This is a genomic window from Microbacterium sp. ISL-59 (genome assembly GCF_018613945.1).
Classification (GTDB): Bacteria; Actinomycetota; Actinomycetes; order Actinomycetales; family Microbacteriaceae; genus Microbacterium; species Microbacterium oxydans_B.
Window position 1 is genome coordinate 988,438 of the sequence record NZ_JAGGPG010000002.1, and the last position, 14,913, is coordinate 1,003,350.

Genomic DNA, 14,913 nt, shown 5'->3' on the forward strand with positions numbered 1-14,913 from the left:
GCGTTTCCGTCCGTGACGGTGGGCGCGGCATCCCGCAGCACCCCGCGGATCCCGGAGCCCGCTGGTAACGTTCCCTAGATCGCACGCACGACATCCGGAGGGCAATGATGAGCGAACGAGCGCGCCGCCCGACCGTGAAAGAGGTCGCGACCCGAGCGGGCGTCAGCCCCATGACCGTCTCGCGCACGCTCTCGGGCGGGCTCAACGTCAAGCCCGACGTGCAGCAGCGCGTCATGGAAGCCGTCGCCGAACTCGGCTACCACCGCAACGAGAACGCCCGCAGCATCCGCCCCGGCCACAGCAGCGGACTCATCGGCGTCGCGATCACGAACATCGCCAACCCGTACTACAGCACCTTCGCGCTCGGCGTCGAAGAGGAGGCCGCGCTCACCGGCCGCCGCATCCTGCTCGGCAACACGTCGGAGGATGCCGCGCGCGAAGCCGACCTCGTCGGCGACTTCCTCGGCCGCCGCGTCGACGGACTCATCGTCGTGCCCGCCGGCCCCACCTCGGCCCACCTCGCGCACTCGCAGAGCCAGGGCGTGCCCGTCGTCCTCGCCTCCCGTCGCATCGACGGACTCGCGGTCGACAGCGTCGTGCTCGCCGACGACGACGGCGCCTACCGCGGAACGATCGCGCTCATCGACCACGGCCACACCCGCATCGGCTACCTCGGCAATGCGCTGTCGATCTTCACCGGCGAGCGTCGGTACGCCGGGTTCGTGCGTGCACTCGAAGAACGCGGACTCGCCGTCGACCCGAGCATCGTCGCCGCCAACCAGCAGACCGTCGACCAGGCTCGCGAAGCCACCCGGGCACTGCTCGGCGCCGAGCATCCGCCCACGGCGATCTTCTGCGCCAACAACCGCAACGCCATCGGCGCGCTCAAGGAGATCAGCGCCCAGCTCAATGCCGGCTCCCGCGCCGCGGCCGACTTCCCCGAGATCATGAGCTTCGACGACTTCGAGCTCGCCGAGCTGTCGCCCGTGCCGATCAGCGTGATCGATCACGATCCGCGCGAACTGGGCCGCACGGTCACCCGCCTGCTGCTCGACCGCCTCGACGGCGGGGACCGGGACGCCGAGCCTCGCGAGGTCGAACTGCCGGTGTCGCTGCGCTCCGTGCGCTGAGTCCGACCCGGCGCCCCGCCTCTCGGGTCCGTCGATCCGACGAGACACGGACGTTTCCCGGACGTTCTCATGTCGGGAGGGCGGCGATCCGTCATCACCTCGGCGAATCGTCATCCGGAGGCCGCTCACCGCCCCATATACGGCCGGGTGTTGACACCCCCACACCTCATTGATAACGTTACCAATCATCGACGAGGCAGTCGGATGAGGCGACGAGGAGGCCGGATGGAGCTGTGCATCGATTTCGGGGGCACCGAGATCAAGCTCGCCGTGATCGACGGCAACCGTGTCGTCACCTCGGGCAGCATCCCCGTGCTCGGCAGCCCGGCCGACCTGGCCGCTGCCGCCGCCGAAGCCCGCCGACTCCTGGCCGAGACCACCGTCCCCGCGGATGCCGTCGGCATCGCCGTCCCGGGCGTCGTCGACCCGACCAGCGGACGGATGCTGCACGCCAACGCCAAGTACGACTTCCTCGAGGGCCTCGACCTGAACAGCTGGGCGCTCACCGAGTTCGGCCTCCCCGCCATGGTCGAGAACGACGCCAGGGCCGCGCTGATCGGCGAGACCTCGACGGGCAGCGCAGCCGGCGAGGGCGATGCGGTGCTCGTCACCCTCGGCACCGGCATCGGCACCGCAGCCATGATCGACGGCATGCCCCTGCGCGGACGCACCGGGCACGCCGGCATCCTCGGCGGACACCTCACGGTCGACCTCGACGGACCGATATGCCCGTGCGGGAACATCGGCTGTGGCGAGGCGCTGGCGAGCACCTGGGCGCTCCCCTCCGGCACCACCATGACCGAGGTCTTCACGACCGACGCCCACCCCGGCATCCGCGACCGCTTCCTGCACGTGTGGGGCGCGGTCGTCACCTCGCTCGTGCACTCGTACGACCCGGCCGTGGTGATCCTGTCCGGCGGGATCCTGCGCGCGGGCGATGCCGTCCGCGCCCCGATCGAGGCCCACGTGCGCGCACACCTCTGGCCCTCGATGACGCCGCCGCACTTCGTCGTCCCACCCGAACCCGAACTCTCCGTCGCCCGCGGACTCAGCGTCCTCGCCCGCGCCACGACCATTCACACCGCCACACCGCAGGAGGAAAAGTGACCACCCCGATCAGCGACATGCACGAAGGGCACACGACCCGAGGTCGCTACGACACCCAGCCCACCGTGGCGCTCCCCCCGGGCGAGCGCATCCTCCGCGGCGCCGAGGGCTGGACCGCCGCCGCCGAGCTCGCCGAGGCCTGCGCCCGCGTGACCGGCACCGCCCCCGTGCTGCTCGTCGATGCCTACCCGGGAGTCGACGTCCCCGCCCTCACGACCGCGGTGCGCGACGCCCTGCCGGACTGGACCGTCGTCGACGTCGAGACCGCCGCCCGCCCGGTCGCCGAGGTCGAGCAGCTGATCGCCCCGAACCTCACCGACGACCGCGTCTTCGGCGTGATGAGCCACTTCACCCTGACCGACTTCTACGACGCCGGAAAGCTCGACGCCCTCGCCGGCGGCATCACCCAGAGCCCCACCGTCGTGATCGGCTGGGGTTCCGCGCTCCTCGCCCCGCGCCTCGACGGCGCCTCCGCGACCGTGCTCGTCGACATGGCCCGCTGGGAGATCCAGCTGCGCCAGCGCAAGGGCGCCACGAACTGGCGCGCCGACAACGCCGCCGAAGACAACCTGCGCAAGTACAAGCGCGGCTTCTTCGTCGAGTGGCGCGTCGCCGACCGACACAAGCGCAGCCTGTTCGACACGGTCGACTTCGTGCTCGACGGCAACGCGATCGCCCCGGCCGAACAGCATCCGGACTCCCCCGAAGCCGGCATGATCACCGGCACCGCGTTCCGCCAGGCACTGAAGGATGCCGCGCACCGGCCGTTCCGCGTCGTACCGTTCTTCGACCCCGGAGTCTGGGGCGGCCAGTGGATGAAGAACCTCATCGGCCTCGACCCCTCGAAGGACAACTACGCGTGGTGCTTCGACTGCGTGCCCGAGGAGAACTCGCTGCTGCTGGAGGGAGAGGGCGGCGTGATCGAGATCCCCGCCCTCGACCTGGTCTTCCGCCGCCCGGTCGACTTGCTCGGCGCGAAGACGTTCTCGCGCTTCGGCGCCGAGTTCCCGATCCGCTTCGACTTCCTCGACACGATGGACGGCGGCAACCTCAGCCTGCAGGTGCACCCGCTGACCGACTACATCCAGAACACCTTCGGCATGCACTACACGCAGGACGAGAGCTACTACATGCTCGACGTCGGCGACGATGCGGTGGTGTACCTGGGCACCAAGGAGGGCATCGACCGCACCGAGATGCTGCAGGATCTGGCGACGGCGCAGGACGGCGAGCATCCGTTCCCCGCCGACAAGTACGTCAACTCGTTCCCTGCCCGCAAGCACGACCACTTCGCCATCCCCGCCGGGACCGTGCACTGCTCGGGCGCGAACTCGATGGTGCTGGAGATCTCGGCGACGCCGTTCATCTTCACCTTCAAGCTCTGGGACTGGGGCCGCGTCGGCCTCGACGGCATCCCCCGCCCCGTGCACCTCGACCACGGCGCCCGCAACATCCAGTGGGACCGCGACACCACGTGGGTCGGCGACAACCTCCTCGGCCAGGTGAAGACCATCCGCACCGAGGGCGACGTAACCGAGGAGAGCACGGGCCTGCACGAGCTCGAGTTCATCGAGGTGCGCCGGCACTGGTTCACCGAGGGTGCCGACCACGACACCGAGGGCACGGTCAACGTGCTCAACCTCGTCGAGGGGGATGAGGTGCAGGTCGTCAGCCCGACCGGTGCCTTCGAGCCCTTCGTCATCCACTACGCCGAGACGTTCATCGTCCCGGCCGCAGTGGGGGCGTACCGGATCGAGCGCACGGAGAACTCGCGCAGCGCCCGCTTCGCGACCGTCAAGGCGTACGTGCGCGGCTCGCGCACGAGCGACAACTGAACACGGAAACCGCACACAGCAACCCGAATGCAGCACCCATCGCGACGGATTCCCGCGGGAATCCCTTGCACCGCACTCATCACCTTGGTACCGTGAAACCAGATTTCTGGTAACGATACCAAACGAACAAGGGAGTTCTGAATGATTTCGCGACGCACGATCGCCGCTGCCGCGGCCGGTCTCCTCCTCGGCACCCTGGCCCTCGCCGGGTGCTCCGGCGACTCCGGATCCGGAGACGCCGGAGAGGTGACCGGCACGCTCAACTTCTACACCGACAAGGCGGCGTGGAAGCCCGACTTCGAGTCGCTCAACGAGGTCAGCGGCGAGGCCGTCGACATCACCCTCAAGACCACCGGCTACTCGGACGCGAACCAGTACGACGCCTTCATCAAACAGTCGTTCCGCACCGACAAGTCGCCCGGCCTGTTCACCTGGCACACCGGCGACTCGCTCAAGCAGCTGGTCGACGAGGGCCTGGTCGCCGAGACCACCGACATCTGGACCAAGGCGGTCGACGAGGGCTGGGTGAGCGAAGACCTGCGCGACAGCTACACCTACGACGACAAGCAGTACTGCGTGCCGATGAACATCGCCTACTGGATCATGTTCTACAACAAGGCCGCCTTCGCCGACAACGGCATCGAAGTGCCCACCAGCTGGGACGAGCTGAACGACGCCGCCGAGACGCTGAAGGATGCCGGGGTCACCCCGTACTACCAGACCAGCGTGCTCTTCACCTTCCAGTGGTTCCAGCACCTGGTCGCCTCGACCGACCCCGACCTGTACGCCGGGCTCACCACGGGCGACGTCAAGTACACCGACCCCGAGATCGTCGACGTCATGAACGTGTGGCTCGAAGAGCAGGAGGCCGGCTGGTTCAGCGACGCGGGCAGCACCACCGATCCCGCGGTCGGCCTCAAGCAGGGCGACTACGCCATGATCAACTTCGGCACGTTCTTCGCGGGCAACCTCGAGGGCGCGGGCATGACCACCGACGACTACGGGATGTTCGCGATCCCGGCCGTCAACGATGACCTCGACGCCACCCCGGTCGCCGTCGAATCGGGCCCGATCTGCACCGCCGAGAACTCCAAGCAGCGCGACCTCGGTCTCGCCTATGCCGAGTGGTGGATGTCGCCCGACGCGCAGACCGCCTGGAACGACGCCCACGGCGACGTAGCGTTCAACCCGAACGCGAAGGTCGCAGACCCCGCTCTCGCCGAACTCGGCACCACGATCGCCGGCGACGACTACATGCTGTACGACCGGTTCTTCGAGGCCATGCCGACCGAGATCGTGACCACCGCGATCGAGCAGTTCGGCGCCTTCAACGCCAACCCCGGCGACCCGATGCCGTTCCTGGAGAAGATCCAGGCCACGGCTGACAAGCACTGGGCAGAGCAGGAGTAAGCGTCGGATGGCGCATCAGAAGTCGCCGTACCAGTGGTCCGCCCGGGGCTTCATCGCCCCGGGCGTGATCCTGGTCGCGATCCTGCTCTACCTCCCCCTGCTGTGGACGGTGTTCCTCAGCTTCACGAAGTACAACGGTCTCGGCAGCCCCGACTGGATCGGGCTCGACAACTACGTCGAGATGTTCACCGACGGCGACTTCGTGGGCTCGGCGATGAACACCGTGCTCTGGGTGATCGGCACCCTGATCATCCCGGTCGGCATCGGCCTGGCGATCGCCCTGCTCACCTGGAACCTCGGCGGCGGCATCTGGCTGCGCCTCCCCTTCCTCATCCCCTACGCCCTGTCCGGCATCGGCGTCGGCGTGGTGTGGTCGTTCATCCTCTCCTCCGGCGGAGCACTCGACCAGGCCCTGGCCGCCTTCGGCGTGACCGAGCCGCCGCGGTGGCTGCTGGATGCTCCGCTCAACACGATCGTCATGATCATCGCCTCGTCGTGGCAGGGCGTCGGCGTGAACGCGCTGCTGTTCACCATCGGCCTGCAGGCCATCCCGAAGGAGCCGCTCGAGGCCGCCCGCATCGACGGCGCCGGCGGCGTGCGCCTGTTCACCAGCATCCTCTGGCCGATGCTCCGCCCGCTCACGGCGGTGGTCGTCGGGCTCTCGATCGTCGCGAGCCTGAAGACCTTCGACATCGTCTGGGGCATGACCAAGGGTGGTCCGGGCACCGTCTCGGAGACCCTCGCGCTGACGATGTACAAGGAGACGTTCGTGAACAGCGACTACGGACTCGGCTCGGCGATCGCGGTGTTCCTCACCGTCATCACCCTGGTCGCCTCGGTGCTGTACCTGCGTCAGCAGCTCTCCCCGAAGAAGGAGATGTGATGTCGAAGATCATCAGAACGGCCGTCCTCGTCATCCTCGGGATCGTGTGGCTGCTGCCCGCGTACCTCCTCGTCGTGAACGCGATGAAGGACCCGATGACCTTCACCTCGAAGGAGTCGTGGATCCCCACCGAGTTCCACCTGTTCGAGAACTTCGCCGACGCGTTCGAGCTCTCGGGCCTCGGCGACAGCATCCTCAGCACCCTCATCTACTCGATCGTCTCGCCGACCATCGCCGTGCTCGTGGGCGCCGCGGCCGGGTACGCGATCGTGGCACTGCGGCTCAAGCGCGGCTTCCTGTGGTTCGTCGTGATCTTCGGCGGCACGGTGTTCCCGCTGCAGATGGTGCTGCTGCCGCTGTTCGACGCCTACTCGCGCATCGGACTCTTCGACACCCGCGTGGGCATGGTGATCATCTACACGGTGATCTCGATCCCGTTCTCGGCCTTCGTGATGCGCAACTTCTTCACCGGCGTCGCGCACAACGTGTTCGAGGCCGCGGTGCTCGACGGCGCCACCACCTGGCGCATCTTCGTGCGGCTGTACCTGCCGATGGCGTCGAGCGCGCTGGTCGCGATCTTCATCCTGCAGGCGACCTTCGTGTGGAACGACCTGCTGCTCGGCCTCACGCTCAGCCAGTCCGACGATATCCGCCCGATCATCACGACCCTGTCCGGCATGCAGAGCACCTATGGCGGCGCGCAGATGTCGGTCGTGCTCGCCGCGGCCGTGCTCGTCTCGCTCCCCACCGTGATCCTGTTCCTCTGCACGCAGCGGTTCTTCGCCAAGGGCCTCGCGCTCGGCCAGTACTGACCCCCTCTCCCGCCCCTCGCCCCGCCCCTCGAAAGGCATCATGCATCCGCTCATCCCCACCGTCGAGGACCTCGCCGCCGATGCGGTCACCCACCACTACGACGACATGATCGCGCCGACCGGCCTCACGAACATGTTCGGCACCGTGCGCGTCGACCACGACCTGACCGCGATCAGCGCCGTGCAGTTCCCGCCCGTGTCGCAGGGGCTCACCCAGACCGCGGTGCTGTTCGTCGACGGCCGGCTGTTCGCGTCGTACGGCGTGCCCGTCACGCACGAGTGGCGGGCGGATCGGGTGGTGCGGCGGGCGACCGTCGGTGAACTCGAGATCGAGACGACGACGGTGTGCGTGCCGGGGAAGACGGCGGTGGCGATCGACATCGCGGTGCGCAACACCGGATCGCAGGATCGGGAGGTGCGGATCGGGCTCTCGGCAGCCGCCCGGGTCACCCGCTCGCAGGAGGCGTGGCTCGACGCCGAGTCGCCCTCGGAGCGCGACACCGCGACCGTCGACGGCGAGCGCCTGCTGTTCTCATCGGCCGATGCCGCGGCCTGGAGTGCGCAGGGCCTGGCGGGCGGATCATCGGCGCTGAGCGGAGTGGCCTCACTCCCCGAGGCGTTCGACGCCGGCATCGGCGGGAACGGTCGTGGCGGCGAGCTGTCGGTGGTGCTCGCCGTGCCGGCCGGCGGCACCGCGCGCACCGCCTATGTGCAGGCGGTCGGGATCTCCGCGGCGGATGCGGCGCGGACGTACGACGCCGTGATGGCCGACGTGCCCGGTGCCGTCGCCGCGGCCGAGGAGTTCTGGAACCGACAGCTGCACGCCGCCTTCGACCCCGACGACGGAGAGTTCTCCGGGGCGCTGCCCGTGCTCGAGACGGCATCCGCGCCGCTCCGCCGCCTGTACTGGTGGGCGGTGCTCGGCGTGATCTGGTTCCGCCGCGACTTCGCGGGCAACGTGCTCGGCCGCTCGTACGACACCCTCATGCCCAACTACTGGGGCACCACCACGTTCATCTGGGACTACAGTCTGAGCTCGGTCAGCCACGCACTGCTCGACCCCGCGGAGATGCGCAACCAGGTGCGGCACTGGATCTCGCTCGACATCCACTCGCACTTCGGCACCTCGTCGCTCACCGGCGGGCCGGTCGGCCGCTGGTACTCCGTGAACGACTACGCCATGACCCGGCTCGTGCACGACTACGTGCGCTTCACGGGCGACACCGCGTTCCTCGACGAGATCGTCGGCGATCAGACAGTCGCCGAGTCGGTACGGCAGTGGGCGATGGCGTGGAAGAAGTTACGCGCAGGCACGGCCCTCGCCGATTACGGCGAGATCGACAACCTGCTGGAGTGCGTCAGCTCGTACACGCACGAGGTCGCGAGCCTCAACGCCGCGAACGTCTGGAGCATGCGGACGGCTGCCGCGCTCGCCGAGCTGCAGGGTGATTCCGCCGGCGGCGGCGAGCTGCGCGCGGAGGCCGACGCCCTGCTTCCCGCCGTGATCGAGCGCTACCTTCCCGGTCAGGGCATCTTCGCCGCAGGACAGCCCGACCGCACGCTGCTGCCGGTGCGGCACTGCTACGACTTCAGCGTGGTCGGCACGACGATCGCCGACGACCTCGCCCCCGGCATCCGCGACGAGATGGTCTCGTTCTTCCAGCGCGAGCTGCAGACCGACAACTGGATGCGCGCGCTCTCACCGTGGGACCCCGACGCCAGCTACAGCCCCCGACCCGACCACCAGTGGAACGGCGCCTACCCCGCCTGGCCCGCGGATGCCGGACGCGCCCTGGCCGCCCTCGGCGCTCCCGAGGTGCTCACGTCGTGGGTCGAGGGGCTGTCGCGCACGGCGAACCAGGGACCGATGGGACAGGCGCATTTCGTGGAGGAGGCCGTGCCCGGGATCAACGGCGGCGCCCGCAAGGCTCCGCCGCAGCTGCCGTACATCATCGACTGGTCGTGCTCGTCGTCGGGCGCCTGGGTCGAGCTCGTGATCGAGGCCCTGTTCGGCGTCTCGGTCGCGGCCGACGGCACGGTGCGCGCGTCCGGCTGTGTCGCCGCACTCGACCCGCATGCGGTGCTGCGCGGCCTGCGTGTCGGCGAGAAGACCTACGACATCGACGCCTCGGGAGGGATCACCGAAACCCCCGGGCGCTGAGCCGTCCTCGCAGTACCCCCACACGAACACGAAGGAGTGATCGAGATGAGAAGACGCATGATCGCGGCGGGTCTCGCCGCCGCATCCCTGTGCGCGGGCGCGCTGTTCGCGGCCCCGGCGAGCGCGGCGGTTCCGGCCGGCGGCGGGCACGGCGGCGGGCACGGACACGGGCAGTGCTCGCTGGTCGACAAGACGCTCACGGCGACATCGAGCGTGAACCAGGATCTGACCGAGACGTTCACGACCTACGGGAACACCGGCGGCGAGTGGACCGGCGGCGACAGCACCTATTCGATGCCGCTCGGCAAGGGGAAGACCGGCTGGTTCTTCTCGGATACGTTCCTCGGCACCGTGAACCCCGACGGCTCGCGTCCGACCGACTCTCCGTTCGTGAACAACTCCGTCGTGGTGCGGGACCGCCGTGGCGACCTCACGACCATCACCGGCGGCACCCCCGACGACCCGGCCGGCATCATCCCGCCCGAGCCCGACGGCAAGTGGTACTGGATCGGCGACCCGACGCCCGGCCGTCACGGCACGGTGCAGGTGCCGCTGCTGCAGTTCGCCCGAACCGGCACGGGGCAGTGGGACTTCGCGTGGACCGCGAACCGGCTCGCCACGCTCGACGGTCAGACGCTGCAGCTCGAGGGCATCGTGGACCTCCCCTCGGCGACCGGCATCAACTGGGGCTCGTGGACCCTCGAAGAACGCGGCACGACCTACATCTACGGCATCGCCGACCCCGGCGGAGTGCGCTCGGCCTACGTCGCCAAGGTGCAGGGCAAGGACGGCCTGAAGGGCACGTGGACGTACTGGAACGGCTCGACCTGGGCCGCGAACGAGGCGGATGCCGTGCCCGTGGTGCCCTACGTGGCCAACGAGTTCAGCGTCGCCCCCTTCCGCGACGGCTACCTGCTCGTGACGCAGGACACGTCCGAGCTGTTCAGCACCCGCATCGTCGCGCGCACCTCGTGCTCGCCGACGGGTCCGTTCACCGACCCGGTCGAGCTGTACCGCACACCCGAGACCGGGGCGCTCGGCAGCTACGGAGACCCCGACGTGTTCACCTACAACGCGCACGAGCATCCGAATCTGCGTCAGGGCAACGGCATCCTCGTCTCCTACAACGTGAACACCTTCGACAACGTGGGTGACGTGTACGACGACGCCTCGATCTACCGTCCGCGGTTCATCGACGTGCAGCTTCAGGTGAGCCGTTGACGGATGACCGCGCGGCGCTCCGGGGGCTCCTCGCCTCCGGGGCGCCGGCCACCTGGGTGTTCACGGGCGACTCGATCACGCACGGCCTGATCCACACCCGCGGTGCCCGCAGCTACGGCGACCACCTGCACGAGCTGATCCGCGGCGATGCCGGGCGGGTGCAGGATGCCGTGATCAACACGGCGATCACGGGGTGGCGTGCCGACCTGATCCTCGGGGACTTCGACCGTCGCGTGGCGCACTGGCGGCCCGACGTGGTGACGCTCATGATCGGCACGAACGACTGCACCACCGAGTGGCTCGACCCCGTGATCGAGGTGTCGGCGTTCGCGGAGTCGATCGCGGAGTTCGTGCGGCGGGTGCGGGCGGGCGGGGGAATCCCCGTGCTGCAGACGCCGCCGACCGTCGGCCTGCTGCACGCGCCCGACCGCGCACGCATCGGCGAGTTCGCGCAGGCGATCCGCGATGTGGCCGCGCGGGACGGTGTGGTTCTGGTGGATCAGTACGCTGCGTTCGCGGAGTTCTCGGTCGGAACCGGTCCGGGCAACGAGGGCATGCCGTGGGGGCTGCTCGACGACGCGTTCCACCCGAGCGCCGCGGGGCATGCCCTGCTCGCACTCGGGTGGGCCGAGGTGGTCGGGGTCGGCGGTGCCGGCTCGCTCGTGCTCGCGGATCTCGCGGCGCGGGTCGCTGTCGCGCGGCATCCGCAGTGGCCTCCCGTGTGACCGGCGGCGGGCGGGGCGGCGTGCTCGCTCGGGGCGGTACACCTGTCGGGAGTGTGGCCGGATGCAGGGGCGAAAGCGCGCGAATCTCCCTACATCCGTCCGTACTCCCTGCATCCGTGTCGGCTCTCTGCATGGGTCGACTCGCCCTCCTGATTCCGGGAGTTTCGCGACCTTTCCTCATTCACTGCAACTGAGCGGCCACGGGGCAGAGCCGGTGCCGGCGATGACGTTCACTAGTGCGATGACAAACTTTGCCATCGGTATTAGCGTGGAGGCATGGCCACGATGAACATCTCTCTTCCGGACGCGCTGAAGGACTTCGTCGAAACGCAGGTGGCCGAGCGCGGCTACAGCAACAGCAGCGAGTTCATGCGTGAGTTGATCCGCCATGAGCAGGCCCGCGAGCAGTTGCGATCCCTGGTTGTCGACGGGATGACGTCGGGGCCGGGTTCCGAAGTGGACCAGGCGTACTTCGATCGCCTCCGAGACCGCGTCCACGCAGACGCCGCCGACGCGTGACTGCGGGGCGAGTCGTCACCACCAGGCGGGCGGATGAGGACATCGACGGCGCGGTCACGCGCTACCTCGGCGAAGCAGGGCCGCCGGTCGCGATCGCGTTCATCGACGACCTCCAGCATGCGATGAGCCGGCTCGCTGCGTATCCCTCGCTGGGATCGGTGCGCTTCGAGCTGGTGACCGAGATTCCCGACATCCGCGCCTTCCCTCTTCGAAACCATCCGTACCTCGTCATCTACACCGATGATCCGGACGCCGTGCGAGTCCATCGCGTGCTTCACACGAGGAGAGACATCGCTGCCGCCCTCACCGAGAGCGATCGTGACACCGCGTGGTCGCGACTCGTGCGCACCGGAAGGGTCACCCTCCCCACGAAGAAGGGCGCCCTGTCGCACCCACCGCAGCAACAGGACGAGACATCCGCACAGATCCTCGACGCCATCCGCGCCGACCGCATCTGACCTCCCGCACTCGCGGGAGAGCCGCCTCACCCGCGCCGGTAGACTGAGCTTGCCCCGCCGGCCCCTTCCTTTGGAGTGCGCGTGACCACCGCCCCTGCACCTTCCCCCCAGCACGTCCCCGACTCCGTCGAGAACGCGATCGCGACGCCCGAGAAGGAGCAGCCGTACGCGGCACTCGGACTCAAGCCCGACGAGTACGCGCGCATCAAGGAGATCCTCGGCCGTCGCCCCACGTCGGGCGAGCTGGCGATGTACTCCGTGATGTGGTCGGAGCACTGCTCCTACAAGTCGTCGAAGAACTACCTGCGCCGCTTCGGCCAGAAGGTCTCCGACGAGATGAAGGAACGCCTCATGGTGGGCATGGGCCAGAACGCGGGCGTCGTCGACGTCGGCGAGGGCTGGGCCGTCACCTTCAAGGCCGAGTCGCACAACCACCCCTCGTTCATCGAGCCCTTCCAGGGTGCGGCGACCGGCGTCGGCGGCATCGTCCGCGACATCATCTCGATGGGCGCTCGCCCGGTCGCGATCATGGACGCCCTGCGCTTCGGCGCGGTCGACCACCCCGACACCGCCCGCGTCGTGCACGGCGTGACCAGCGGCATCAGCTTCTACGGCAACTGCCTGGGCCTGCCGAACATCGGCGGCGAGACGGTCTTCGACTCCGTCTACCAAGCGAACCCGCTCGTGAATGCGCTCGCGGTGGGCGTGCTGCGCCACGAAGACCTCAAGCTCGCCAACGCGACCGGCGTCGGCAACAAGGTCGTGCTCTTCGGCGCCCGCACGGGTGGCGACGGTATCGGCGGCGCGAGCATCCTGGCCTCCGACTCCTTCGACTCCACCGGTCCGACCAAGCGCCCCGCCGTGCAGGTGGGCGACCCGTTCGCCGAGAAGGTGCTCATCGAGTGCTGCCTCGAGCTGTACCGGGCCGAGCTCGTCGAGGCGATCCAGGACCTGGGCGCCGCCGGCATCTCCTGCGCGACCAGCGAGCTCGCGGCCAACGGCAACAGCGGCATGAAGGTCTCGCTCGACAACGTGCTGCTGCGCGACCCCACGCTCACGGCCGAGGAGATCCTCATGTCGGAGTCGCAGGAGCGCATGATGGCGATCGTCGCTCCCGAGAAGCTCGACGCTTTCCTCGAGGTCGTGAACAAGTGGGAGGTCGAGACCTCCGTGCTCGGCGAGGTCACCGGCGACGGACGCCTCATCATCGACTGGCAGGGCGAGCGCATCGTCGACGTCGACCCCTCGACCGTCGCGGTCGACGGCCCCGTCTACGACCGTCCGGTCGCCTACCCGACGTGGATCGACGCCCTGCAGGCGGATGCCGCCGAGAACCTGCCCCGTGCGAACGATCCCGAGACGCTGCGCGAGCAGTTCCTCGCCCTCGTCGCCTCGCCGAACCTGGCCGACACGAGCTGGATCACCAACCAGTACGACTACTACGTGCTCGGCAACACGGCACTGAGCTTCCCCGACGACGCCGGCATGATCCGCGTCGACGAGGAGTCGGGCCTCGGCTTCGCCATCTCGACTGACGCCAACGGCCGCTACTGCCAGCTCGACCCGTACGCGGGCGCACAGCTGGCCCTCGCCGAGGCGTACCGCAACGTCGCCGTCACCGGCGCCGTGCCCACGGCCATCACCGACTGCCTCAACTTCGGCTCTCCCGAGAACCCCGAGGTCATGTGGCAGTTCGGTCAGACGGTCGACGGCCTGGCCGACGGATGCTACGAGCTGGGCACCCCGGTCACCGGCGGCAACGTCTCGTTCTACAACCAGACCGGCGACGTGCCGATCCACCCGACCCCGCTCGTGGGCGTGCTCGGCATCATCGACGACGTCTCGCGCCGCATCCCCTCCGGATGGCAGGACGAGGGTCAGAACATCTACCTCCTCGGCACCACCTCGACCGAGCTCTCGGGTTCGGCCTGGGCCGACGTCGTGCACGACCACCTCGGCGGACTCCCGCCCAATGTCGACCTCGCCGGCGAGAAGCGCCTCGCGGGTCTGCTCTCCGCCGCCCGCGACGAGTGGCTGATCTCCTCGGCGCACGATCTCTCCGAAGGCGGCCTCGCGCAGTCTCTCGCCGAGGGCGTCATGCGCTTCGGTGTCGGCGCCCGCGTCTGGCTGAACGAGATCATCGAGAGCAACGGCGTGGATGCCGCATCCGCCCTGTTCTCGGAGTCGACCGGTCGCGTGCTCGTGACCGTGCCGCGTGAAGACGACGTGAAGTTCCGCGGACTCTGCGAGGGACGCGACTACCCGGTGATGCGCATCGGCGTGACCGACACCGAGGGCGCGAAGCTCGAGGTGCAGGACGTCTTCACCGTGTCGATCGCCGAGTTGCGCGAGCGCTCGCAGGCCACGCTCCCCTCGTACTTCGGCCCAACGGTCACCGAGGTCAGCGCATGAGCGACGTGAGCCGGCAGAACCCGAACGAAGAGGACTACGGCGACCTCGGCGAGAAGCGCAACCGTCGCATCCGCATCGTCGCGTGGACCGTGATCATCGCGCTCATCCTCGGCGGTGGCGGCGCGACCGTGATCACGCTCATCCTCGGCTGAGAGCGGCCGGCTCCTCCGCCCCCAGGTCGCAGTTCCGCACCCGCGTCGCACGGATTCCAGGATTGCGTGCGACCTCGATGAGAGAGTG

General features: G+C 68.7%; 13 protein-coding genes. All 13 read left to right on the forward strand.

Annotation, left to right across the window (positions count from 1 at the left end):
- The first annotated feature begins 107 nt into the window (after positions 1–107).
- Positions 108–1,130 (forward strand): LacI family DNA-binding transcriptional regulator, encoded by a 1,023-nt coding sequence (locus J7E45_RS08830; RefSeq protein ID WP_215068578.1) that lies wholly within the window; start codon positions 108–110, stop codon positions 1,128–1,130.
- 225 nt (positions 1,131–1,355) lie between these two features.
- Positions 1,356–2,237: an ROK family protein gene (locus tag J7E45_RS08835; protein ID WP_215068580.1), complete on the forward strand. Its 882-nt coding sequence runs from the start codon at positions 1,356–1,358 to the stop codon at positions 2,235–2,237.
- Positions 2,234–4,072 (forward strand): class I mannose-6-phosphate isomerase, encoded by a 1,839-nt coding sequence (locus J7E45_RS08840; protein WP_215068582.1) that lies wholly within the window; start codon positions 2,234–2,236, stop codon positions 4,070–4,072. The genes J7E45_RS08835 and J7E45_RS08840 overlap by 4 nt, the downstream gene beginning before the upstream one ends.
- Before the next feature lie 141 nt (positions 4,073–4,213).
- Entirely contained in the window at positions 4,214–5,482 is a 1,269-nt protein-coding gene (locus J7E45_RS08845; RefSeq protein ID WP_215068584.1) for an ABC transporter substrate-binding protein, read from the forward strand.
- A gap of 7 nt (positions 5,483–5,489) precedes the next feature.
- A complete protein-coding gene (locus J7E45_RS08850; RefSeq protein ID WP_215068585.1) occupies positions 5,490–6,365 on the forward strand; it encodes a carbohydrate ABC transporter permease in 876 nt (291 codons plus the stop codon).
- The gene (locus J7E45_RS08855) at positions 6,365–7,177 is read left to right on the forward strand and encodes a carbohydrate ABC transporter permease (RefSeq protein WP_167633656.1); all 813 of its coding nucleotides are present in this window, start codon (positions 6,365–6,367) and stop codon (positions 7,175–7,177) included. Before J7E45_RS08850 ends, J7E45_RS08855 begins: the two co-directional genes overlap by 1 nt.
- A gap of 40 nt (positions 7,178–7,217) precedes the next feature.
- Positions 7,218–9,338: a hypothetical protein gene (locus tag J7E45_RS08860; protein WP_215068586.1), complete on the forward strand. Its 2,121-nt coding sequence runs from the start codon at positions 7,218–7,220 to the stop codon at positions 9,336–9,338.
- A gap of 45 nt (positions 9,339–9,383) precedes the next feature.
- Entirely contained in the window at positions 9,384–10,559 is a 1,176-nt protein-coding gene (locus J7E45_RS08865) for a DUF4185 domain-containing protein (protein WP_251053536.1), read from the forward strand.
- Positions 10,556–11,284, forward strand: a complete 729-nt coding sequence (locus J7E45_RS08870; RefSeq protein WP_215068588.1) for an SGNH/GDSL hydrolase family protein — start codon at positions 10,556–10,558, stop codon at positions 11,282–11,284. Before J7E45_RS08865 ends, J7E45_RS08870 begins: the two co-directional genes overlap by 4 nt.
- Before the next feature lie 276 nt (positions 11,285–11,560).
- Positions 11,561–11,803 carry a ribbon-helix-helix protein, CopG family gene (locus tag J7E45_RS08875; protein WP_029263097.1) on the forward strand — a complete coding sequence of 81 codons (243 nt, stop codon included), beginning with the start codon at positions 11,561–11,563 and terminating at the stop codon, positions 11,801–11,803.
- Entirely contained in the window at positions 11,800–12,261 is a 462-nt protein-coding gene (locus J7E45_RS08880) for a type II toxin-antitoxin system RelE/ParE family toxin (protein ID WP_215068589.1), read from the forward strand. Before J7E45_RS08875 ends, J7E45_RS08880 begins: the two co-directional genes overlap by 4 nt.
- A gap of 81 nt (positions 12,262–12,342) precedes the next feature.
- Positions 12,343–14,673: a phosphoribosylformylglycinamidine synthase subunit PurL gene (gene purL, locus J7E45_RS08885; RefSeq protein WP_215068590.1), complete on the forward strand. Its 2,331-nt coding sequence runs from the start codon at positions 12,343–12,345 to the stop codon at positions 14,671–14,673.
- Positions 14,670–14,825, forward strand: a complete 156-nt coding sequence (locus tag J7E45_RS08890; protein WP_167381597.1) for a hypothetical protein — start codon at positions 14,670–14,672, stop codon at positions 14,823–14,825. The genes purL and J7E45_RS08890 overlap by 4 nt, the downstream gene beginning before the upstream one ends.
- Positions 14,826–14,913: the final 88 nt, after the last annotated feature.

Excerpts from the sequence above, each read along its gene's own strand:
- J7E45_RS08850 (WP_215068585.1), top strand. The coding sequence starts at position 5,490 with ATGGCGCATCAGAAGTCGCCGTACCAGTGGTCCGCCCGGGGCTTCATC.
- J7E45_RS08875 (WP_029263097.1), top strand. The coding sequence starts at position 11,561 with ATGGCCACGATGAACATCTCTCTTCCGGACGCGCTGAAGGACTTCGTC.
- J7E45_RS08835 (WP_215068580.1), top strand. The coding sequence starts at position 1,356 with ATGGAGCTGTGCATCGATTTCGGGGGCACCGAGATCAAGCTCGCCGTG.
- J7E45_RS08855 (WP_167633656.1), top strand. The coding sequence starts at position 6,365 with ATGTCGAAGATCATCAGAACGGCCGTCCTCGTCATCCTCGGGATCGTG.
- J7E45_RS08865 (WP_251053536.1), top strand. The coding sequence starts at position 9,384 with ATGAGAAGACGCATGATCGCGGCGGGTCTCGCCGCCGCATCCCTGTGC.
- J7E45_RS08890 (WP_167381597.1), top strand. The coding sequence starts at position 14,670 with ATGAGCGACGTGAGCCGGCAGAACCCGAACGAAGAGGACTACGGCGAC.
- J7E45_RS08845 (WP_215068584.1), top strand. The coding sequence starts at position 4,214 with ATGATTTCGCGACGCACGATCGCCGCTGCCGCGGCCGGTCTCCTCCTC.
- J7E45_RS08830 (WP_215068578.1), top strand. The coding sequence starts at position 108 with ATGAGCGAACGAGCGCGCCGCCCGACCGTGAAAGAGGTCGCGACCCGA.
- J7E45_RS08860 (WP_215068586.1), top strand. The coding sequence starts at position 7,218 with ATGCATCCGCTCATCCCCACCGTCGAGGACCTCGCCGCCGATGCGGTC.